The following is a 21,917-nucleotide window of genomic DNA, read 5'->3' as shown; positions in this document are numbered from 1 at the left end:
CTCTCTCCTATTCGTGGGCGCTGTACGGATCTATGATCTTCTTCAGATTCTCTCCCAAACGGTCAAACAGCAGGACGATGATCACCAGCATCAGTCCAGGGAAAAAGGCCAGCCACCACATTCCTGTTGAAAGATATTTCATGGATTCTGACAGGATGATACCGATAGCGGGCTGCTCCGGGGGCAGTCCAAATCCAAGAAAGGTAAGACTGGATTCGTGCATGATGGCGTGGGGGAACATCAGTATGAGCCCAATGATAAACTGAGGCACCATATGAGGCAGAATATGATGGACGGTGATCCACCAGCTGGAATGTCCAAGCTTTCTGGACACCTCGATATACTGCTGGGACCGGATCTGAAGGACCTCACTTCGGATGATACGGGCCAGCCCTGTCCAATGGGTGACCGCCACGCCTATGAGAACTCCTTTAAGCCCCTTCCCGCAGGCAAAGGATATTAAGATCAGCAGGACCGTGTGAGGAATCCCCATCACCAGGTCTATCACCCAGTTGATAAAGTGATCCAGCCAGGAGGCCCCTGTAGCCGCCACAACGCCCACGATCAAAGCAATTACGGCGCTTACACAGGACGCCACAGTCCCCACTACAATACTGACAGATAAACCCTTTATGGTCCTCACCAGCATGTCTCTGCCCAGCATATCTGTTCCGAACGGATGTTCCCAGGAAGGTTTTAAACCTTTCTGGGAGAAATCCGCCGCGATCAGATCATTGCTTGATAAAGCCCCCGCCAGATATATCCCAACGAGTACGGCAAACATCAGTACCGCCAGAACGATGATCTTTGTCCTCCTGTTCAGAAAACAGGAGCCTTTTTCCCCCCGCAGAGTACGGTCCTTAGCTGCCATATGACTCATTCTTATATCCCTCCTTAATCTGCGGATCTACGATTCCATAGATAATATTGGCCAGCATATTTCCGGCAAAGACAAACAGGGCGCTGAACAGGGTGATACCCAAAAGCAATGGGATGTCCGAGCCCATACCTGCCGCAGCCGCAGCCGCGCCCAGTCCGGGGTAGGAGAAGACACTTTCCGCCAGCACAGAACCGCCGAACAATTCACTGAATGAACCGAACTGCATGGTAACAGCGGGAAGCAGTATATTTCGGAACCCGTGCCGCTTCAGGATGCTGAAGCGTGATTCTCCTCTCGCCTTGGCAAACAGAACATAATCACTTTCCAGCACATCTACCAGCTTTTCTCTGGTATGAAGCGCCACATTGGCAAAGGAAAGAAAACTCAGAGTCAATGCGGGCAAAACCAGATGATGAATTCTCTGCAGGATGGTTACCTCATCGGCCGGCACCCCCTTTGGCACGCTCATCCCCATGGGGAACCAGCCCAGCTTTACAGAAAAGAACATGAGGAATACAATTCCTATCCAAAACGTAGGAATCGAACACATGATAAGGCAGATCTTTTTCAGAATCTTATCCAGCCACTTTCCATTGAAAATCCCCATGGCGCATCCAATGCCAAAGCCAATCAGACCCGAAAAGAGCCAGGCCGTCAGCATGAGCGCCAAAGAAGCAGCGAACTTTTCTTTGATGATATCCAGAACCGGACGACGGTATATCAATGATGTACCGAAGTCGCCATGGAGAATGGAATTTCCCCACGCGAGAAATCTTTCCAGCGGAGGATCATTTAATCCCCAGTATTCTGCTATTTTTTCTCTTTGTTCTTCACTGACGTTTGGAACTGCTCCCACGTACTGCTGTACAGGATCCACAGGAGACGCGCTGACCAGAATGAAACTGATTATACTGACTGCGATAAGAAGTGTCACCACCCGGACCAGATATTTGCCCGTAAATTTAAGAACGTGCATTTTTTTCATAAGCCCACCTTCATTTTTCTTTTATTATAAACGCACATTTCGCTCCGGACAAAATCTGCCCGGAGCAAAATAGTATTTTTATCGGTGATTTTATTTATTCCCAGGTCCACTCTGCCAGATTGGCAATCAGGGGCCAGGCTTGTCCATGGGCGTGGATTCTCTGATTTCCGATATCCAGTCCATCCTTTACATAGTAAAGATGCGTCATATTCACGTAGAACGCCCAGGGGGCCTCTCCTCTCATGGAGGTACCCGTCTCTCCGTCCCACTGCGCTTTCTGCCACCATTCATAGGAGTCCTCGATCGTGAGAGAGTTCATCGCCTTATCCAAATATTCATCTGTTTTTTCACTGGTATAAAATTCAGGATTATAAAAATCTGTCTTACCTGCATTGCTGCTGTGATACAGCATATAGGAAGTCATCGGACTGTCGGAGCCCCATCCCATGATCATGGGTTCCGAGAACATTCTTTTCACAGTATCGTCCGCACTCACACCTTCGACGTTTATATCAAATCCCATATTTTCTTTAGCCTGATTTGCCACAGACATTGCCACTGCCTGACGCATGGAGTCCCCGGCGAAGTACATCAGATTAAAGGAAAGCTTCTCTCCGTCTTTTTCCCGGATTCCGTCTCCATCCGTATCCTTCCAGCCGGATTCCTCTAAGAGCTTATTGGCATATTCAATGTCCGTATCAATCACATCTTCTTTGTTCCACCACAGCATTCCGTCACATTCGGAATACGCCGGAGCCGCATAGCCGTTTAAAGCTTCCTCTATGATCTTCTCCCGGTCAATGCCGTAACAAAGCGCTTTTCGTACCTTGACATCGCAAGTGATGTTATTTCCAATTTTATAGCCGTCCTCTGTCGTCTTTCCTTCATCGGGAACGGTAGGAAGTGTGATGCCCCTGTTGTCCACAGATTCGACTTCTTCCACATGCATTCCTTTGATTTCCGTGGCGGCCAGTGTCGCAGAGGTAAGAGCGATATCCACTTCTCCGGCCTGTGCGGCTACAAAACGAGCGTCTTCTTCCTGGATCAGGACAACCGCTCTCTTTATCTTAGGCTGTTCGCCATAGTAGCTTTCGTTTGCTTCCAGGATAAACTGCTGTCCTTTATCCCACTGGACCATTTTATAAGGACCTGAGCCGATGATCTGGTCCACCTCCAGACCAAATTTATCACTGTAGGCATGCTCCGGCACGATACCCATCTGAGCGACTGTATAGATAAATGTCACACAGGGCTTTGACAGCTTGAATTCAACAGTAGTATCATCCGTTGCGAGGCAGCTCTCCATCATGGTCAGATCCATGTAAGTGGCCTTTTCCTTGGCGGTGTTGAACGAGAAAGCCACATCGGAAGCCTTCAGTGGATCACCATTAGTAAACGTCACATCGTCTCTTATTTTAAAAGTCCATGTCAGCGCGTCGTCATTGACCGTATATTCTGTAGCCAGATCATTTTCCAGCTGATCGTCGCCGTTTACTTTTACCAGGCTAGAATAAAGAGGAGAGCCTGTGTATCCGAATCCTGTACAGGGATCGAAAGAATCCCCTTCACTGGAAAAGCCGATGGTCACCTCTGTTTTTGCTTCCGCAGGTTCCCCCTCGTTTTTCTCTGTCTCTTCCTTCTCCGTCTTCTCTGCGCCGTCTGTCGTCTGGCTCGGCTTGACTGTCGATGTCCCGGAATCTCCGGATCTGCCGCATCCTGCTGCCAAAGCGGTTATACATAAAAGCACTGCGAGTGCCTTCATTCCCTTTTTCATCTTTTCCATCCTCCTGTTTTGTGCATTTCCAGCCAACGGGTTTATTATACATAATTCGAGCTTCTTCTGGAAGCCGCCCCGGGGGATATTTTTTTAACATTTGCATAGAGTTGTATAAACAGGCTGGAAACGAATGCAGTACTATGGGCAGGAGGAATCCGATTCCATCCAGGCGGCTCGCGGGCAGCCATAAGGCGCGCGGGCCGTGCGGATATCCAATCCTTTTATGGAATCAAAGGAATAGAAGTTATCCGGAGAATCCAAAAGTACTAAGTAAAATGTGTTAAGAAAGCATCAAGCTCATGCCGGAATTATGGACAGACGGCTCCTCGTCTGTTATAGTGGTATCAATTTCACGTCATCTTGTTTACACAATTCAAGAGAAAATATGAGAAAGGCAGACAGAATGTTCGAGATTTCAACGATAATCAAAGGGTTTATCATCGGCGGCTCCATGCTGATCCCAGGGGTCAGCGGCGGAACCATGTCCATGATCTTTAACATATATGACCGCATGATTTCATCGGTCAGTTCCTTTATGAAGCACAAAAAAGAGAGTTTTTTCTTTTTGCTCCAGTTCGTGCTGGGAGCCGGAGCCGCATTCTTGATCTTATCGGGGCCCATGGCTTCCCTGAACCGTCATTTTCCACAGGAAATGGGATTCTTTGTGATCGGAGCTGTCATCGGAGGGATTCCGGTCATCTATAAAGAAACTAGGACGGAACGCCTGACCTTTATAAGCTTCCTCTATCTTGCCGCCGGACTGGCCCTTGTATTTGGCATCGCCATGCTTCCGAAAAATCTGTTTCATGCCGGAAACGGGGGCCTCATCAGTTTCCTCATCCAGTTTCTGGCCGGTATTTTAGGTGCACTGGCGTTAGTTTTGCCTGGGATTTCTTTTTCTTCCATGCTGTATATGATGGGAGTCTATAATTTTATTTTCGGCGCGCTTGGAGACAGAAATTTCCTGGCCCTTCTTCCCTTTGGCGCAGGATGTATCCTGGGTATTCTTCTGCTGACCAGATTTCTGGAAACAGCCATGAAACGATATCCTCATCCCACCTATATGATCATATTGGGATTCGTGATGGGTTCCATCGGAGATATCATGGGCGAAATCCCGCGAATGCCGGCCGGGAAAGAAATCTTTTCCTGCATCTTTTGGGCGGCGGCAGGATTTTTTATCATTTTTCTTCTGTCCAGGTGGGAAGAACGGCATCCGGAAACGGCATGAACCGATAAAAAAATATGCCGAACAAGGCCGCAACTGCCCAATCCAGCATATTTCATTTAAACCTCATATTTGTCTCATTTATTCCAAAGCATCCAAAAGACGTCCTGCCTCCAGAGTATTGTCCGCGATCGGAACCCAATGATGGGCCAGCTTTAAGAGGAACCGCTCGTCCGGTGTCCTTCCTTCCTCTTCCAGAAAACGGATAGAGAGTTTAAACAGCTCCCGTTCGCTGAGGGCGACATTGTCCAGCACGACTCTTCCTTTTTCCAGCATATAGGAGGTATCCGTGTCTTTCCTGGCGATCATCTCATCCACCGTGTCCTTCAGGAACTGATAATGCTCCTGGTCCCACGCCGCCATGAACAGACATTTACACATCCCTTTTGTACAGAAAGGCTGCTTTTTCAGAACTTTCCACAATTCCTTGAACCTCTCCATATGCGCCGTTGATAAAAACAGTTTCGCATCCATTAAGGAACGAAAACATTTCTCCTTCCATGCCATGGCCGCTCCCCCTTTGCAGTTCTTTTATGTAATTTTACCCTATTCCGGAGGGACAATCAAGTAATAAGTCAGCGATTTGCCAATTCTTTTGTAATATCTTCCCAGGTCACGCCCTTTTCCGCCATCAATACCATGGCGTGATAGAGGAAATCCGACAGTTCGTAAACGATTTCTTCCGGGTTGGGGTTTTTGGCGGCAATGACGATTTCCGTCGCCTCTTCTCCTACCTTCTTTAATATCTTATCGATACCTTTGTCAAACAGATAGTTGGTATAAGAACCTTCCTTGGGATTGGCTTTTCTGTCCAGGATCACCTGATACACATCCTCAAATACCATAAGCGGGTTGGTATCGTCATACTCCTTTTTTACCAGATTATTAAAAAAACAGGAGCGGGAACCGGTGTGACAGGCAGCGCCCACTTGAGCCACCTTGGCCAAAAGGGTATCATTGTCACAGTCCGAATAGAGGGATTTTACGTATTGGAAGTGACCGGAGGTCTCCCCCTTCAGCCACTGGCTTTTTCTGCTCCGGCTGTAATAGTGCATTTTGCCCGTTTCCAGCGTGGCCTCAAAGGCTAATTCATTCATGTACGCCATCATGAGGACTTCAGAGGTCTTATAATCCTGTACGATGACCGGAACCAGGCCGTCCGGTCCCTGCTTAAGTTTTGAAAAGCTCACCGGGCTTTCAAACGTATTCATGGAAAGCCCTTCTTTTTTTAGCTGCTGTTTAAGGGCCATACAGTCGGTGCCATCATCTTTCCCAAATGAAAGAACGGCTCCCTTTACTCCGGGAAGCGACAGGATGGGTTTAAGCTCCTGCGCTGTACGCATCTGTGTCAAAAGCAGCATAGGATACCCGCTGCCTTCCGGAAGACATGTGAAAGCGGCCCCCATATCCAGGATAAAGCAGCCGGCTCCCAAAGAAGCGTACTCCTCCATCCGTGAGATCTTATCCTCCCTGTCCAGCCAAACGGCGATCTTCTCTTTCCCAAAACGGTCGGAAACTTCTTTTAAAATATCAATGCTTTCTTCCTCGGAGGCTTTTAGATACACCATTTTAGCTCCGGCATAGAGATATTTCTTTACATCCTCCACCCGTTTGACCCGTCCGCCTGTGATCACAGGGATATCCACGGTGCGGGCAATCTTCTTGATCATGCCGATATGGGCGTCATGTCCTGCATCATCCTCCGAGAGATCCATGATCATTAATTCATCAGCGCCGTTGTCATCGTAATAACGGCACAGCTCTTCCGGGCTGCCGCCGGGGAACCCTCCCCGTTCGATTTCAATTTCCACCTGACCGTTTCTAAGGGCAAACAAAGCCGCCAGTTTCTTTTCTTCTGCCATGTTGTCTTCTCCTCACGATTTATAAATTATAAAGAACCTTTTGTGGACAAGAGGCCGGGAATCCGGCTGTCTGTCATGGTGGCCATATCCAGGGACTTGGCAAACGCCTTAAACATGGCTTCAATCACATGATGAGTATTCTCGCCGTGAATCTCCTTGATGTGGAGATTCATAGCCGCCGAATAAGAAACCGCATAGAAAAATTCCCTGATCATCTCTGTCTCAAGGCAGCCGACGCGTTCTGCCGTGAGAACGGCGTCATATACCAAATAGGGACGGCCCGAAAGATCCAGGGCGCAGAGAACTAAAGATTCATCCATGGGAAGCAGGAAAGAGCCATAACGGCGGATTCCCGTCTTATCTCCCACCGCCTTTAAAATGGCCTGCCCCAGGGCGATGCCTGTGTCCTCAATGGTATGATGGGTATCCACTTCCAGGTCTCCCTTGACCGATACGTTTAAATCAAACAGGCCATGCTTCGCAAAGCTAACGAGCATATGGTCAAAAAAACCGATTCCGGTCTGAATCTCGCTCAAGCCTGTTCCATCCAGATTTAATGTAACGGATATGTCTGTCTCGCTCGTTTTTCTTGAAACTGTTCCGATTCGTTTCATGGCGCCCTCCTATTCAAACCGAACTTTTATGGCATTGCCGTGGGCGGTCAGCTTCTCCTGATCCGCAAATCGTATGATATCTTCATGGATGGGCTCCAGGGCTTCCCTGGAATACGATATGATACTGGACTTCTTTACAAAATCATCCACGCCCAGAGGTGAAAAGAATTTGGCCGTCCCGTTGGTGGGAAGCACATGGTTCGGACCTGCAAAATAATCTCCCAGCGGCTCGCAGCTGTGTTCTCCGACAAAGATGGCTCCTGCGTTCCGAATCTTCGTCATGACGGTAAAAGCATCTTTGGTCATAATCTCCAGATGTTCAGAAGCAATCTCATTGGCAGCTTCTATGGCCTCATCCAGGGTGTCTGCAAGCAGGATATATCCGTAATTCTCAAGAGATCTGGAGATGATATCCCTTCTGCTGAGAATTTTAAGGAACCCGTCTATTTCCTGGTTTACCGCATCTGCCAGCCGTTCAGAGGTGGTGACCAGAATAGCGGAGGCCATCTCGTCATGCTCCGCCTGGGACAAAAGATCCGCGGCCACATAGCGGGGGTCTGCCGTTTCATCAGCCAGTACAAGAATCTCACTGGGGCCGGCGATAGAATCGATGCTCACAAAACCAAACACCGCTTTTTTAGCCAAAGCGACAAAAATGTTTCCGGGGCCTACGATCTTATCGACCCGTGGGATGGACTCCGTCCCAAAAGCCAGAGCGGCGATCGCCTGAGCCCCGCCTGCTTTAAAGACCTTGTCCACACCGGCTTCTTTCGCGGCCACCAGGACAGCCGGATTTACTCTGCCGTCTTTGCCGGGCGGGGTGACCATGACGATTTCTCCCACTCCCGCCACTTTGGCAGGAACGATATTCATGAGTACAGAGGATGGATACACTGCCTTTCCACCCGGAACATATACGCCCACCCGGTTAAGGGGCGTGACCTTCTGTCCCAGCAAAACGCCGTTCTCACTGGAATCAAACCAGCTGTACCTCCGCTGTTTTTCATGAAAGGCCCGGATATTCACAAGCGCCTTTCGAATCACCTCCACAAGCTCTTTTTCCACCAGGCCGTACGCCTCTTCCATCTCAGCCTCTGTGACACGGACGGCAGAAGCGTCCAGCCTGCAGCCGTCAAACTTTTCCGTATAAGCAAACAGGGCTGAATCCCTGTTCTTCCGTACTTCCTCCACAATGGCATTTACGGTCTCCGTATAGGCGCCATAGTGTCCGGGACTTCTCTTCAAAAGCTGATCCAGTATGTCCTTTTTGGATGATTCATCCAACTTCACTATTCTCATTTTGTCTCCTCCTGTCTTCTGACGGCAAAAAGTACGGATATTACCGCCCGTCCCGCTCCCTTGACTGGATAAGTGTTCTCATATCGGCAATGATCCTGCTGATGCGTTCGTGCTCGATTTTCATGCTGACCTGATTGACCACCATCCTGGCGGAGAGCCCGACGATCTCCTCCAAGACCGTAAGCCCGTTTTCCCTCAGAGTAGAGCCCGTTTCCACGATGTCCACAATGACTTCTGAAAGGCCTACAATGGGAGCAAGCTCTATGGATCCGTTCAGCTTGATGATCTCTACGGTCTGATGTTTTTTATTATAGAAATAATCCTTGGCGATACCAGGATACTTGGTGGCTACCCGGATGAGCTCATGATGCTTAAGCTTATCCGCCGCATCCTTCGGTCCGCAGACACACATCCTGCACTTTCCGATGCCCAGATCCAGGACTTCATAAAGCCGTCTTCCCTCTTCCAAAATAGTGTCCTTACCGACGATTCCGATATCGGCCGCGCCGTATTCCACATAAGTAGGAACGTCATTGGCCTTTGCCAGGAAAAAGCGGAGTTTAAGCTCTTCATTCACAAAGATCAGTTTACGGGTCCCTTCCTCCTTCATTTCTTCACAGGACAGCCCGATGGCTTCAAACAGCTCCATGGTCTTTTTAGCCATACGTCCCTTAGCCAGGGCAAATGTTAAATATCTCATATGTTATCCTCTTCTATCTGTCTCATTTTCCTGGGTACTATTTTTGCTCAATTCCTTCCGGAAAAGAAAGATGTCTTATCTCTCCCGTATCCGGACAAACCGCCTGGATGTCCTGTCTGCCGTCGGATAAATAATAAATCTCCTCCAGACGGTTCCGTCTGGCAAAGGCTGTGTAATCTTCAAGCGTAGTCTCTTCCTTTCTTCGGATGAGCTGCAGATTCTTCCCAGAATTTCTGAAACGGGAAGCCAACGGTATCGCAGATGCCTGTCTGGATCTGTCATAGAGCAAAAGGATGTCCACCTTTGGAGTCTCAATCTCGATCTTCTGCCTGGAAAGTGCCGACATCAGGCCGTCTATGGAAATAGAAAAGCCTACGGACGGAGCGTCCTTTCCAAACTGTTTCATCAGGCCGTCATAGCGACCGCCCGATACGATTGGTTCCCCCATGCCAAAGGTAACTCCCCGAAAAATGATTCCGGTATAATATTTATATTTGCCCAGCATCCCCAGGTCAAAGGATACATAATCGGACAGCCCGTAGTAGCTGAGGATACGGTATAGATTCTCCAGGCGTGTCACGGCCGCCTTTGAGCGGGCGTTCACAGTCATGGCTTTTGCTGTCTCTATGAGCTCAGCGGATCCGAAAAGCTCAGGAAGCTTTAAGAATACCTCTGTAAGTTTCTCATCAAGGTTCTGCTCCTGCATCAGCTCCTCCACACCAAAGAAATTCTTTTCTTCGATGAGCGCCCGGAGCCTCTCTTCCGTGTCCTCGTCAAGTCCTGCTTCTTCCACCAGTCCTTTGAAAAAGCCCACTTGTCCGATGTCGACCTGAAAATCTTTTAGGCCTGCTTTTAATAGACAATCGATGGTAAGAGCGATCATTTCCGCATCTGCGTCACTGGAATCGTCCCCGATCAGCTCGGCCCCCTGCACGGTAGATTCCTTCAGGCGTCCCTGATAACTGCTGTGATTGATGAATGTATTGGCAAGATAGCTGAGACGGATGGGAAACGGCTCGTCCGTATAATATTTAGCGGCGCATCTGGCCACAGGAGGCGTCATATCCGGCCGTAACACCAGAGTATTCCCTTCCCGGTCAAAAAATTTATACATCTCCTTAGAAGCGACGCTTCCCCGCTCTTTGTTGAAAATATCAAAAAACTCAAAGGTAGGGGTTTGAAGCTCGTTATATCCGTACCGCTTTAATGTACTGCGGATCCTGTCCTCGATGACCAGCTTTCCAGCATATTCGGAATTATAAATGTCCCGGACTCCCTCCGGCGTATGTAGTAATTGTTTCATACAGATCTCCTGACGCTTTAATATATTAACGTGATAATTCATTATCATAGTAGCACGCAGAATAAATTATACTGGATGAGACGGAATCTGTCAATCTCTGCTGTCCAAATCTTTTTGCAGCATCTCCAGATAATGGACATAGGCTCCGTGTTTTGTATGTATTTGATAGGTTTTGTCAATTTCTTCGTAAGTAAAGCTTTTTCTTCCTCCGTTTCTCCCGCGGTTCCAATACTCCAGAAGGCGGCGAAAGGGAACATAATACATTTCGTCCAGGCCGGTAAAATAGAGAATAATAAACGAAACGCCTCCCTGCTTTTCAAATTCCTCCATGAATATCATCTGATGCTCGTGGATATTCTGCAGAGGGAACGTCGTGCTCACGCACTCCTTCGCATCGAAACACACAGGAATCCCCTGGACGGCCCCGATGTAGTCCACCGTACTCTTCTGGTCAAAATAAGCCAGCGTTATATGGCGGCTTTCTTTATCGATATTGATAGGTTTAATGGGCGTCGGTATCTTTTGGATCAATGCCAGGCCGCTCTCTTTATATCTTTCGTTCGTATGGTTGATCAAATCCTCCAGGGTCGAACCCCGGAGCCCTCTTGTCCCCCAGGTAGCCATGGGCTTTTGCTTCCTCTCCAGTTTATGATATGTGCCGGATTTGGTCTGCCGGCAGCGTCTTATTCCGGGCTGCTCCAGGTATCCGCTATGCCAGGAAGCGGCAATACCTTTTCCTCTTTCAGAATCTTGCGGAAAAGTTCCGGAGGAGGGGCCTGTACCGAACGGCCTGAAAGCCCCTTAAGCGCTCCGGAAAGCTCCGGAAATTCCATGATCCAAGAATGGAGCAGCTGATGCTCCAGATGATATTCAGACCGAAATTTCCGGTTTACAGATGAATCCCCGTACTTCTCATCACCAATTACGGGATGGCCGTCAGCCGCCAGATGCGCCCGGATCTGATGGGTACGTCCGGTTATGAGCTCTACCTTAAGCAGAGTCTGATTGCTGCCGGCGGCAACTGGCTCATAAGCCGTATGGATCTCACTGCTTCCCTCTCTCTGTTCCGAATAGATCTTCACCTGATTGTTTTTTTCATCCTTGACAAGCCATCCGTGCAGGCGGCGTTTCTTTACTGCAGCGCCGTCCACAAGGCACAGATAGTATTTGCGGATACTCCGCTCCTTGAAAAGTATGGAAAGCTCCTGAAGGGCTTTCAGAGTCTTTCCCGCGGTCACAAGACCGCTGGTATTCCGGTCAAGACGATTGCATACAGAAGGGCGGAAGCTCCTAAGAGTTTCTTCCGTTATCTCTTCCCTTTCCAGCAGATACGAGAGCAGATATTCCACCAATGATACGTCTTCTTTTCCGGCTTTCTGGGAAAGCATACCCGCAGGCTTATTGATCAGGACCACCTGAGAGTCTTCATAGATAACAGACAATTTTGAAGCAGGACGTTTAAAGGAAGTCTCTGCTTTTCTGCGAAACCCTTCAATCGTTTCTTCGGAAAGAAAAAGCTGGATTCTGTCCCCTTCCTTTATCTGTTCTCTACCGCTGCATTTCTTTTTGTTTATGGTGATGTTTTTTTTCCGAAACATTTTATAAAAAAAACCCTTTGGCGCAAGCGCCATATATTTTTGGAGATATTTATCCAGTCTCTGCCCTGCCTCCGCCGCCCCTACCGGCAATTCCCTCATCGGTTTCCTCCTGCTTTTCTTCCGTCTTCTGCTCTACATGGAATAAACAAGGAATTCTTCCTTTTTCTTCTCTAGCTCCTTCTTTTTTTCATCGGATTCAGGAGGCTGGATTCCGTCCACCCTCTTTAAAAACGCGCTGTAATCGGTATACAGCTGAATCTTTGAATAGACACCGATACTCTTCAAGAGCCCGTTTATATCCTTTTCTGCCTGCTTGACTTCCACTTTCTTACTGGCCGTATAGGCGGTGATGCCCATTTCATGGAAAACAGCCGCCTGAACCGGGATCAGCTTCTGACCGGCCGTCAAAATCATATCGCAGGAAAGCACCAGCCCTCCCGATACTTTGGCAAGTCGTTCATATTCTTCGCTTTTCAGAGGAAGCCCCTTGCACCTGGCTATGACGTTCACCGCAAAAGTCGCTGCGGGCAGTACGGAACAGACCGCGCCTACCGTCCAGATGTTTTTCCGGTTTCCGGTGGTGATGAGGCCTATGGTCAGCGCGCCGAAAACCAGGACGCAGCAGGCCGCCAGTTTCAAGATCTGTGCCTTTAGTTTCTTTTTTCCATAACCGTAAGTTCCTTTTTCCATGTTTTGTTTATCTCTCCCATTTATCACACAGCATATTGACCTGATCTGCCATTCTGGCCAGATCCTTATTGGCGCTTCCCTCGTTCTTCCGAATGAGCGCCATCAGACGTTCTCCTGAAGCTAAAAGCCTCGCAAATACGGTATTGGCCTTCTTTACCGCAGATTTTTCACGCCGCTTCAGGATGCGGACGCCTTCCGAGACCCAAGAATCCGTTTTCATATCATAGACCGCCCCGCTGTAAGGAGCCGAAGCATCCATCCCATGTTCTTCTTTTAAACAGGATACAAAGTGGTCGCATACGCTGTCCTCGCCATGGACTACGAATACTTTTTTCGGTTTCGGATTAAAAGAATCAATCCATTTCAGCAGCCCGATTTTGTCCGCGTGGCCGCTGATTCCATCCAGCTTCTTTATCTCTGCCTTTACTTCGATGGTCTCTCCAAAAAGCTTTACGGTGCTCATGCCGTCCAGCAGGGCGCGCCCCAAGGTGCCACCCGACTGGTATCCCACAAACAGAATCGTACATTCCGGGCGCCACAGGTTATGCTTCAGGTGATGGCGGATACGGCCTGCCTCACACATTCCGGACGCCGATATGATGACCTTCGGCTCCTGGTCAAAGTTTATCAGCTTAGAATCGGCGCTGCTTACCGATACGGTCAGCCCCGGAAATTTAATGGGATCGATCCCCTTCTCCAAAAGCTCCGTGGCCTCTTTATCAAAGCAGCTATATTTGTATTTGTTGAAGATATTTGTGGCTTCTATGGCCAGCGGACTGTCCACATATACCTTAAAGCCCTCATGGCCGCGAATCAGCTTATCTTCTTTGATTTTTCTAATGAAATAAAGCATTTCCTGGGTACGCCCTACGGCAAAAGAAGGAATCACCACATTCCCGCCCCGGTCAAAGGTCTTTTGGATAATTTCCGTCAATTCTTTCACATAGTCCACACGGACGTCACTGTGGATCCGGTCTCCATACGTGGATTCCATCACGACGTAATCAGCCGTGTCCAGATATTGAGGGTCTTTGATCAGAGGCTGATCCAGGTTTCCGACATCGCCGGAAAAGACCAGTTTTCTATCTTCTTGGTCCTCAGAGATCCATAGTTCGATGCTGGCGGAACCGAGCAGATGGCCGACATCGGAAAAACGGACCTGTATGCCTTCCGCAATGTCCACCAGCTCGTTATATTCGCAGGCGACCAGCTGTTCCAAAAGCCCTAAGGCGTCGTCCATGGTATATAAGGGGATAAATTCCGGCTTTCCGGCACGTTTCCCCTTCCGGTTGCGCCATTCCGCCTCAAACTCCTGGATGTGGGCGCTGTCACGGAGCATGATCTGGCATAGATCGCAGGTCGCCCTGGTGGCATACACCTGCCCCCGGAAGCCTTTCGCGTAAAGAAGAGGAAGGAGCCCGGAATGGTCAATATGGGCATGGGTCAGAAGAACACAATCGATTTCCGAGGCATGTACCGGAATCTCCTGGTTCTCATAAACATCCTCTCCCTGCTCCATTCCACAGTCGATCAGCATATTCATACCGGCGGCCTTTACCATATGGCAGCTTCCGGTCACTTCATGATCTGCGCCTAAAAATATCAATTCCATACTATTATCTCCTTATTATCTCTTTTTGGGATGAACGTTTCGGATGGCCGTTTTCTTTTTATCCCTCTGTTTCCCTCCGGAAGAAATTCCATCTTTGTCAGGCCGTATGAGACAGCGGCTCCCATAGCCGATCAGATCTGTTCTGCCCGCCTGTCTGAGCGCCTCCAGGACCAGCTCCCGGTTCTTTGGAAGGCGGTACTGGATGAGTGCGCGCTGCATGGCCTTTTCGTGAGGGCTTCTCGGCACATAGACCCGTTCCATCGTTCTTGGGTCCAATCCCGTATAATACATGCAGGTGGAAAGAGTGGACGGGGTCGGGTAAAAATCCTGCACCTGCTCCGGCATATGCCGGATATCCCTCAAATATTCTGCCAGGACCACTGCATCGCGGACAGTACACCCCGGGTGGGACGACATCAGATATGGCACAAGATACTGCTTCTTTCCAAGTCTTTCATTCATCTCCCGGTATGACTCCGCAAATTTTAAATACACACGGCTGTCCGGCTTTCCCATATATTTGAGCACTTTCGGTGAAATATGCTCCGGCGCCACCTTCAGCTGTCCGCTTATATGATGCTCACACAATTCTTTCAAAAACTCACGGTCCTTGTCTGCCATCACATAGTCAAACCGGATGCCGGAGCGGATAAATACCTTTTTTACTCCGGAAACAGCACGCAGCTTCCGCAGAAGCGCCAGATAGTCTTTATGACTCACCTGCAGGTTTTTGCACGGAACCGGGAACAGGCACTGCCGGTCGGGGCAGGCGCCGGATTTGAGCTGCTTTTCGCAGGACGGCGCCCGGAAATCCGCAGTAGGTCCGCCTACGTCATGAATATAGCCTTTAAAGTCCGGATCTTTTGTGAGCAGTTCTGCTTCCTTTACCAAAGACGCATGGCTTCGCGCCTGTACGATCCTTCCCTGATGAAAGGTCAGAGCACAAAAGCTGCAGCCTCCGAAGCAACCCCTATTGCTGACCAGACTGAACTTGATCTCAGAAACAGCCGGCACTCCTCCCTCTTTTTCATACATGGGATGATAAGTCCTCATATAAGGCAGATCATAAATATCGTCCATCTCCGTCTGGCTAAGAGGCACGGCCGGAGGGTTCTGCACCACATATCCCCGGTTTCCATAAGCTTCCGTCAAAGCTTTTCCGCGAAATGGATCGGTATTCATATATTGAATCAGAAAACTCTCTGCATAGGTTTTCTTATCCTGCCTCACACGTTCAAAGTCCGGAAGGGTTATGGCCTCATATACGGAGTCCAGAGTTTTTGTCTTATATACGGTGCCTGGCACATATGTGATCTCGGATACCGGGATACCAGCTTCCAGCGCTTCCGCGATTTCCACGATGGAGCGCTCTCCCATGCCATAACTGATCAGATCCGCCTGAGAATCCATCAAGATAGAGCGTTTCACCTGATCGGACCAGTAATCATAGTGGGCCAGGCGCCGGAGACTCGCCTCAATCCCTCCGATGATCACAGGTATCCCGCCGAATACCTTCCGGATCAGATTACAGTATACGGTCACCGCGTAATCCGGCCTTTTTCCCATGATTCCTCCCGGAGTATAGGAATCCGTCCCGCGGCGGCGCTTGGACACAGAATAGTGATTGACCATGGAATCCATATTTCCGCCGCTCACTAAAAAGGCAAGTCTCGGCTTCCCGAGTACCTGGATGCTTCCGTCATCCTTCCAGTCCGGCTGAGCGATGATCCCCACCTTATAGCCCCTGGATTCCAGGACACGGCTTATGATGGCCGGTCCGAAAGACGGATGGTCCACATAAGCATCTCCGATGATATAAACAAAATCCAGCTGTGTAAAGCCTCTTTTTTCCATGTCCGTCCGGCTGACGGGAAGAAAATCCTTCATGGGCGCATCTCCTGTATATATTCCGCTGGTACGGCGTTCTAAACACTCAGGTCTATTTCGCTATAAGTTTCAATAAATCCGTCGGCCAGTCTCTTCTTCTCTTCTCTCACCGTCTCAGAATAACCGTCTGCTACCGCCCATACGGTCATACCGGCCCGCTTGCCCGCCAGGATCCCGGCAGGCACGTCTTCAAAGACCAGGCAGTGCTCCGGCTTCTCTCCGAGGCTTTCCGCCACACAAAGATAAATATCCGGGGCCGGCTTCCCTTTCGCCACCTGACAGCCGACTGCGATCACAGAAAAAAACTCCGAGATATTAAGAGCGTCGGTGACGGCAGTGACTAACTCCCTGGAATTGCTGGTAGCAATCCCCATGGGAATCCCCCGCTTCTTTAAGTATTCCAAAAATGCTTTTACTCCAGGCTTTAACGGGACCTCGTGGCTGTACTGGTACAGGGCCATCTGGTTCCAGCAGTCTTTAATCTCCTGAAGGCTCATGGGAATCTGGAAACGCTCCTTAAAATAATACGCCGTTTCAGAAAAGCTCATGCCCTCGACAGCATCCGAAAGGTCTTCCGGAAGAGGAATATGAAACCTTCCTAAAAATTCAATATCAATATCCTTCCACATGCCCATGGAATCCACAAGGGTGCCGTCCAAGTCAAATATCACGGCTTTTATAGAATCTGGTATTTGAATCATTGCCATCTCCATCCTGGATAATACTTATTTTTAAGAGTCATCCGGCTCCGCTTTGCAAAACCGAGAGGATATCCGTCGGTACAGACGAGGCACCATCCGTCTTTCCCCCATGTAACTGCATTATCCGCTTCCACCGTCTCACCTTTTAAGTATTTCACTGTCCTTGGATCCTCCGACGGAAAATCTACGCCGTTTTCAAACTCTTCTTTTTTCAGATACATGGCCAGAGCCTGGGATGGCTCAAAGCGTTTTTTCTTAAGCGTGCCCAAAAGAAGACCGGTGCGAAGAAAACGTATGGGCGGAAGTTCCTCCTTTGGTACGGGGAGCAGATAGACCTGCCCCTCCCGTTCCCAGAAATACCCTTCTTTTTCAATCGGACGGTGAACGAGCTCTAAAAACCCGGCAAGCTCTTCTCTCTTTTTCAGAAAATCCCGGTTGTTCTTTTCCATATCGTCTGAGCGAATCTTCCGAGTCTCTCGGGAATCAAATTCCGGGCGGCCTTTTTTACGAAGCAGGGAAAGGAAATGCCCTTCTCCGGAAAGCCTCCAGGGAAACAAACGAATGGATGCGCCGTCGCTTCCCCGGACAAATCCATACTTTGGCGGTATCGGCACCGGCTCCAGCTCCGGAATTTCCTTCCGAATCCATTCAATATTATCTTCATCCTCTTTCGCCGCAAAGGTACAAGTGGAATACAGCAGCATGCCGCCCGGCTTTAACATCCCGCAGGCGCACCGAAGAAGTTCCTTTTGAATCGGACTGTAATGCTCCGGTCCTTTCTCCATCCAGCTCCTGATCATGGACGGTTCCCGCCGGAACATGCCTTCTCCGGAGCATGGGGCATCCACCAGGATCTTATCAAAATATTCCGGAAAATTGCGGAGAAGCCGCTTTGGCTCTTCGCTGGAAACCAGGATATTTCCGATTCCAAAGCGCTCCAGATTTTTTAATAGTCCGTTGGCCCGGGAGGCGCTGATATCATTGGACAGCAAAAAGCCGCTTCCGGCCAGTCTTGCACCCAGCTGGGTGCTTTTTCCTCCCGGTGCGGCACACAGATCCATTACCCGATCTCCCGGCTCAACCGGCAGAATGGCTCCAGGCGCCATGGCGCTGGGCTCCTGCAGGTAATACAGGCCCCCATAATAATATGGGTGCCTGGCGGGTGTCCCTGTTTCTTCATAATAATATCCCAGCGAATCTGACCACGGAACCGGCTCCTCCGTCCGGGCGTCTGCAGAAGAAAGGACCCCCGCTATGCCGTCCTCCGCCACCTTTAGCGGATTCAGCCGGATGCCGCGGAAGGTTTCTTCTTCCATACAGGTCAGATATGCTTTCAATTCCGTCTCCCCCAGGAGCCGTCTCATCTCTTCCAGGTATTTTTCTGGCAGTTCTATACTCTTTTTCTCTGGATTCATCCATTCACCGCACAATCGTTTTCTTTATGTATCAAAAGGAATGAAGCCCCTGGACCTTCCTGACTGCCGCCAGCTTATCCAGCCGTCTTCCGAATTCCTCCAGCTCTTCCAGTGAGCCGTTGTGATAGATTTCATAGAATTCATTTTGTATATTCAGCATGGCATCTTCGTATTCTTCTTCTCCGCTGTATAAATTCTGAAGATTATTCAGGATATCCGCCACCACAGAGGCTTTCTCCTGAAAGAGCTGCTGGGCGTCCACGATTTCATCGCGGATGGCCGACATCTCACAGTCCAGCGCCAATACCGCCTCTGCGGCGGCGCTCAGACGTCCTGCCAGCTTCTCAGGAATCTCTTCCTGATATTTATAGCGCAGGGAATGTTCGATCGTAGCCCAGAAATTCATGGCCATCGTCCGAATCTGTATCTCCACCTGTATATTATGACTTCCGCTCATGGTATAAACCTCATAGAGGACATTCACATGATAGCTGCGGTAACCGCTTTCTTTCGTATGACTGATATAGTCCCGCTCACTGACGACTTCCATATCTCTGCGGCTGCGTATGAGCTGCACCACTTTGTCGATATCCTCCACAAACTGGCAGATGATACGGATGCCGGCGATATCATCCAGCTTTTCTGTAAACTCATTGAGCGCAATACCCTTGCGCTGAGCTTTCTCCAGGATGCTGGAAATCTTCTTCACCCGGCCCTGAACCGCCTCAATAGGAGAATAAACGCCTGATTCACGGCATTCATTGATGATGTGGTTGAACTTTACTACAAGCTCCTCCACCGCCAGATGATACGGAGCGAGGGACTCTCTCCATAGTTGAATCTTCATAAAACCGTACTCCTGTAAAATAATAGGAATGGGCGAAAGCAGCAGCTCTGCCTTTCTACTTTGCTTCTTCGCAGTTATTATACCATATTTTCTGCCAAATAGGGAGCTAATAGGAATATTTTACTTTCTTATCCTCCAGATATTTTAGAATCCAATAAGGATTCACACTGAGCTCTTCATAGTGATCCGTCCGAAAATAGATTCCAAAATGCAGATGGACCGCAAAATTCCCGGTGGTCCCCTCGACCTTGCTGTAGCCGGTATCGCCCATAAATCCCAAAAGCTGTCCCGCCTTTATTTCTTCTCCTGGTACAAATTCATGGTCATAAGAGCTCAGATGGGCATAATAAAGATATGCGCCGTGGGGCGTACGGATGCCGATACGCCAGCCGCCCAGCTCAAGCCACCCGATATGCTCGATGGTCCCGTCGCTCACGCTTATCACTGGAAAGAATCCCCGGCTGTTTCCGCCGCCCATAATATCTGTCCCCTCATGACGCCGCTCCCCTCCGTATGTACGTTCATATCCCCAGGAGTCTTCATAGCCGTAATTCCGGGAGGCTTCGCTGTCTCCCTGCGGCAGCGGAAAATATTCAAGGTCTGCCAAAAGCGTTTCATAGGCATGGGAAAGCTTCGTAAACTCCACCGGCTTCACCTTGCTCACACCCTTTTTAATGTCCTGCCACCGTCCAAAAGAAAGGGATTTACCTTTCTCGTCCGTCAGATCATATTCACTGTCCGCCATGAATGCGGCGATGACTTCAAAGGGGTCCTCTTTTTTTTCCTCCGCCATGGAAAACATGGCGGACAAGTTCCCTTCCCCAAAAGCCATAGCGCGGAAGGGCTCTTCTTCGGAAGTATACTCATTCAACTGGTAATAGACCGGATTCTCCCAGAAAAAATGCAGCATGCAGACTAGGACGATTCCCAGAAGAAGCACTGCAAAGCCGAGGAATCCCAGGCTGTTTCGTTTCCTCACGGCACGCTCCGGTTCCATTTTTATAAAGGTCTATGCATCCTTCATCTGTTTTAGTACCTCGATCAGAAATTTCCACACCCGGTCCACCGAGGAAATGGACAAACGCTCCTTCGGGGTATGGATATCCAGGATATCCGGCCCCATGGATACTGCATCAATGCCGGGAATCCCCGCGGAAAAAAGCCCGCACTCCACGCCCGCATGAATTGTTTCCACCCTGGCCTCTTTCCCGTATTGCTCTTTATATACCCTGCAAAGCAGCCCGCGAAGCGGTGATTCCGGCCGGAATTCCCATTCCGGATAGTCTCCAGATGTATGAAAGGAGCCTCCTGAGAATTTTATAAAAAGCTCCAGTTTCTGGCACAGCGCGCGTTTTCTGGATGAAGAGGAACTTCGCACCAAATAGGAAGCAGAAAATCCATCCGTCTCTGTCAGGGTCAGGACGCCCAGATTCAAAGAAGTCTCAACCAGCTCCGGAAGCTCCTGGCTCATGGCCTGGACGCCGTTTGGCGTATTCAGAAGAAGAAAACAGACTCGCTCCATATCCTCCGGTATAACTGCCGGCAAAAAAGCTTCTTTCTCATCCGCCTCAAAGAGAAGGCGCAGCTTTGGATCTGTAACCCGGTACTCGGAACAGAAAATATCTTCCCATTCTTTCACCTTGGATTTTAAGCAGTCCAGGTCCTGGCACTTAACCAGCAGGTGAAGTTCCGAATTTCTGGGAATGGCGTTGTCCTGAGAGCCCCCTCTCGCGGAAAGAAGCCGCATATCCGGAAGCTCCTGAGAAAGCTCCCATAGGAGCCTTCCTATCAGCAGATTCGCGTTGGCACGTCCTTTATGAATGTCTACGCCAGAATGGCCGCCTGTAAGACCGACCAGCTGTATCCGTACCGGAACTCCTTCAGCCATTTTCCACGAAAGAGGAAGTTCCAAATCATAACGGACCCCGCCGGCACACCCTGCCAGAAAGCTGCCCTCTTCCTCAGAATCCAGGTTCAGCAGATACCTGGCGCGGAGCCCGTCCATATCCAGGGCATTCGCCCCCAGCATTCCAATCTCTTCGTCGGAAGTAAATACACATTCCAGGCGCGGATGGGCAATCTCATTGGAATCCAGGATGGCCAGGGCATAAGCGACCGCTATACCGTCATCCCCTCCCAGCGTCGTCCCTTCGGCACGGATATAATCTCCTTCTGCTGTCAGGCAGATCGGGTCCCGTTCAAAGTCATGCCGAACGCCCGCCTCTTTCCCGCATACCATATCCAGATGGCCCTGCAGCATGACGGTGGGAGCCGTTTCATATCCGTCAGAAGCTTCTTTTATGATCACAATATTATCCGCTTCGTCCTGCCGGTAAAAAAGCCCGCGCGCCCGGGCGAAATCCGCACAATAGTCACTGACGGCTTTCGTATTTCCAGAGCCCCTGGGAATATCTGAAAGCGCCTTGAAATACTCAAACACCTTTTCCGGCATTCTTCCTGCAATTTCTTTGTACTCCATCTGAATCCTCCTTGACCGGCGCGTTGTTTGTCATGGACAA

At 49.5% G+C, this 21,917-nt stretch carries 20 protein-coding genes; 1 reads left to right on the top strand and 19 read right to left on the bottom strand.

All coding sequences use genetic code 11. The features are described from left to right. Positions 1-7: 7 nt before the first annotated feature. The 3 genes from H9Q78_RS00840 to H9Q78_RS00830 all read right to left on the bottom strand — a co-directional run bounded on the left by H9Q78_RS00840 (position 8) and on the right by H9Q78_RS00830 (position 3,639). Positions 8-880 carry an ABC transporter permease gene (locus H9Q78_RS00840; RefSeq protein WP_249303013.1) on the bottom strand — a complete coding sequence of 291 codons (873 nt, stop codon included), beginning with the start codon at positions 878-880 and terminating at the stop codon, positions 8-10. Next, the gene (locus H9Q78_RS00835) at positions 861-1,865 is read right to left on the bottom strand and encodes an ABC transporter permease (RefSeq protein ID WP_249303011.1); all 1,005 of its coding nucleotides are present in this window, start codon (positions 1,863-1,865) and stop codon (positions 861-863) included. Before H9Q78_RS00835 ends, H9Q78_RS00840 begins: the two co-directional genes overlap by 20 nt. A gap of 94 nt (positions 1,866-1,959) precedes the next feature. Continuing rightward, positions 1,960-3,639, bottom strand: a complete 1,680-nt coding sequence (locus H9Q78_RS00830; RefSeq protein WP_249303008.1) for an ABC transporter substrate-binding protein — start codon at positions 3,637-3,639, stop codon at positions 1,960-1,962. Between the two features lie 388 nt (positions 3,640-4,027). Between H9Q78_RS00830 and H9Q78_RS00825 the strand changes: the two genes are divergently transcribed. Continuing rightward, positions 4,028-4,873 (top strand): DUF368 domain-containing protein, encoded by an 846-nt coding sequence (locus H9Q78_RS00825; RefSeq protein WP_249303007.1) that lies wholly within the window; start codon positions 4,028-4,030, stop codon positions 4,871-4,873. A gap of 78 nt (positions 4,874-4,951) precedes the next feature. On the opposite strand, the gene H9Q78_RS00820 is transcribed toward H9Q78_RS00825, so the two are convergent. From H9Q78_RS00820 to H9Q78_RS00745, 16 genes are all read right to left on the bottom strand, one after another. Next, on the bottom strand, positions 4,952-5,377 hold the full coding sequence (locus H9Q78_RS00820; RefSeq protein ID WP_231061051.1) for a hypothetical protein: 426 nt from the start codon (positions 5,375-5,377) through the stop codon (positions 4,952-4,954). A 68-nt stretch (positions 5,378-5,445) separates the two neighbouring features. Then, complete coding sequence (gene hisIE / locus H9Q78_RS00815) at positions 5,446-6,732, bottom strand: bifunctional phosphoribosyl-AMP cyclohydrolase/phosphoribosyl-ATP diphosphatase HisIE (protein WP_249303006.1); 1,287 nt, start codon at positions 6,730-6,732, stop codon at positions 5,446-5,448. A gap of 26 nt (positions 6,733-6,758) precedes the next feature. Further along, entirely contained in the window at positions 6,759-7,346 is a 588-nt protein-coding gene (gene hisB / locus H9Q78_RS00810) for an imidazoleglycerol-phosphate dehydratase HisB (protein ID WP_249303004.1), read from the bottom strand. Between the two features lie 9 nt (positions 7,347-7,355). After that, a complete protein-coding gene (gene hisD / locus H9Q78_RS00805; RefSeq protein WP_249303002.1) occupies positions 7,356-8,645 on the bottom strand; it encodes a histidinol dehydrogenase in 1,290 nt (429 codons plus the stop codon). A gap of 40 nt (positions 8,646-8,685) precedes the next feature. Then, positions 8,686-9,345 (bottom strand): ATP phosphoribosyltransferase, encoded by a 660-nt coding sequence (gene hisG / locus H9Q78_RS00800; protein WP_249303000.1) that lies wholly within the window; start codon positions 9,343-9,345, stop codon positions 8,686-8,688. Positions 9,346-9,382: 37 nt separating this feature from the next. Continuing rightward, positions 9,383-10,648: an ATP phosphoribosyltransferase regulatory subunit gene (hisZ, locus tag H9Q78_RS00795; protein WP_249302998.1), complete on the bottom strand. Its 1,266-nt coding sequence runs from the start codon at positions 10,646-10,648 to the stop codon at positions 9,383-9,385. Between the two features lie 90 nt (positions 10,649-10,738). Then, on the bottom strand, positions 10,739-11,272 hold the full coding sequence (locus H9Q78_RS00790) for a Holliday junction resolvase RecU (RefSeq protein ID WP_249302997.1): 534 nt from the start codon (positions 11,270-11,272) through the stop codon (positions 10,739-10,741). A gap of 59 nt (positions 11,273-11,331) precedes the next feature. Next, on the bottom strand, positions 11,332-12,345 hold the full coding sequence (locus tag H9Q78_RS00785) for an RluA family pseudouridine synthase (protein WP_249302995.1): 1,014 nt from the start codon (positions 12,343-12,345) through the stop codon (positions 11,332-11,334). Between the two features lie 33 nt (positions 12,346-12,378). Next, complete coding sequence (locus H9Q78_RS00780) at positions 12,379-12,936, bottom strand: hypothetical protein (RefSeq protein WP_249302993.1); 558 nt, start codon at positions 12,934-12,936, stop codon at positions 12,379-12,381. 7 nt (positions 12,937-12,943) lie between these two features. Then, positions 12,944-14,548, bottom strand: coding sequence for an MBL fold metallo-hydrolase RNA specificity domain-containing protein (locus H9Q78_RS00775; RefSeq protein WP_249302991.1), 1,605 nt, complete (start codon positions 14,546-14,548; stop codon positions 12,944-12,946). A gap of 15 nt (positions 14,549-14,563) precedes the next feature. Continuing rightward, on the bottom strand, positions 14,564-16,435 hold the full coding sequence (locus tag H9Q78_RS00770; protein WP_249302989.1) for a YgiQ family radical SAM protein: 1,872 nt from the start codon (positions 16,433-16,435) through the stop codon (positions 14,564-14,566). Between the two features lie 38 nt (positions 16,436-16,473). Continuing rightward, complete coding sequence (locus tag H9Q78_RS00765; RefSeq protein WP_249302987.1) at positions 16,474-17,136, bottom strand: HAD family hydrolase; 663 nt, start codon at positions 17,134-17,136, stop codon at positions 16,474-16,476. Next, the gene (locus H9Q78_RS00760; RefSeq protein ID WP_249302985.1) at positions 17,133-18,551 is read right to left on the bottom strand and encodes an RsmB/NOP family class I SAM-dependent RNA methyltransferase; all 1,419 of its coding nucleotides are present in this window, start codon (positions 18,549-18,551) and stop codon (positions 17,133-17,135) included. The genes H9Q78_RS00765 and H9Q78_RS00760 overlap by 4 nt, the downstream gene beginning before the upstream one ends. 31 nt (positions 18,552-18,582) lie before the next feature. Continuing rightward, positions 18,583-19,398, bottom strand: coding sequence for a GTP pyrophosphokinase (locus H9Q78_RS00755; RefSeq protein WP_147595818.1), 816 nt, complete (start codon positions 19,396-19,398; stop codon positions 18,583-18,585). Between the two features lie 106 nt (positions 19,399-19,504). After that, the gene (locus tag H9Q78_RS00750; RefSeq protein ID WP_249304685.1) at positions 19,505-20,308 is read right to left on the bottom strand and encodes a M23 family metallopeptidase; all 804 of its coding nucleotides are present in this window, start codon (positions 20,306-20,308) and stop codon (positions 19,505-19,507) included. Positions 20,309-20,407: 99 nt separating this feature from the next. Continuing rightward, positions 20,408-21,877, bottom strand: a complete 1,470-nt coding sequence (locus tag H9Q78_RS00745; protein WP_249302984.1) for an aminoacyl-histidine dipeptidase — start codon at positions 21,875-21,877, stop codon at positions 20,408-20,410. Positions 21,878-21,917 lie beyond the last annotated feature (40 nt).

The organism is Qiania dongpingensis (assembly GCF_014337195.1).
Lineage (GTDB): Bacteria > Bacillota > Clostridia > Lachnospirales > Lachnospiraceae > Lientehia > Lientehia dongpingensis.
Note: the sequence above shows the minus strand (reverse complement) of the source record. Positions and strands in the feature narration are given on the sequence as shown.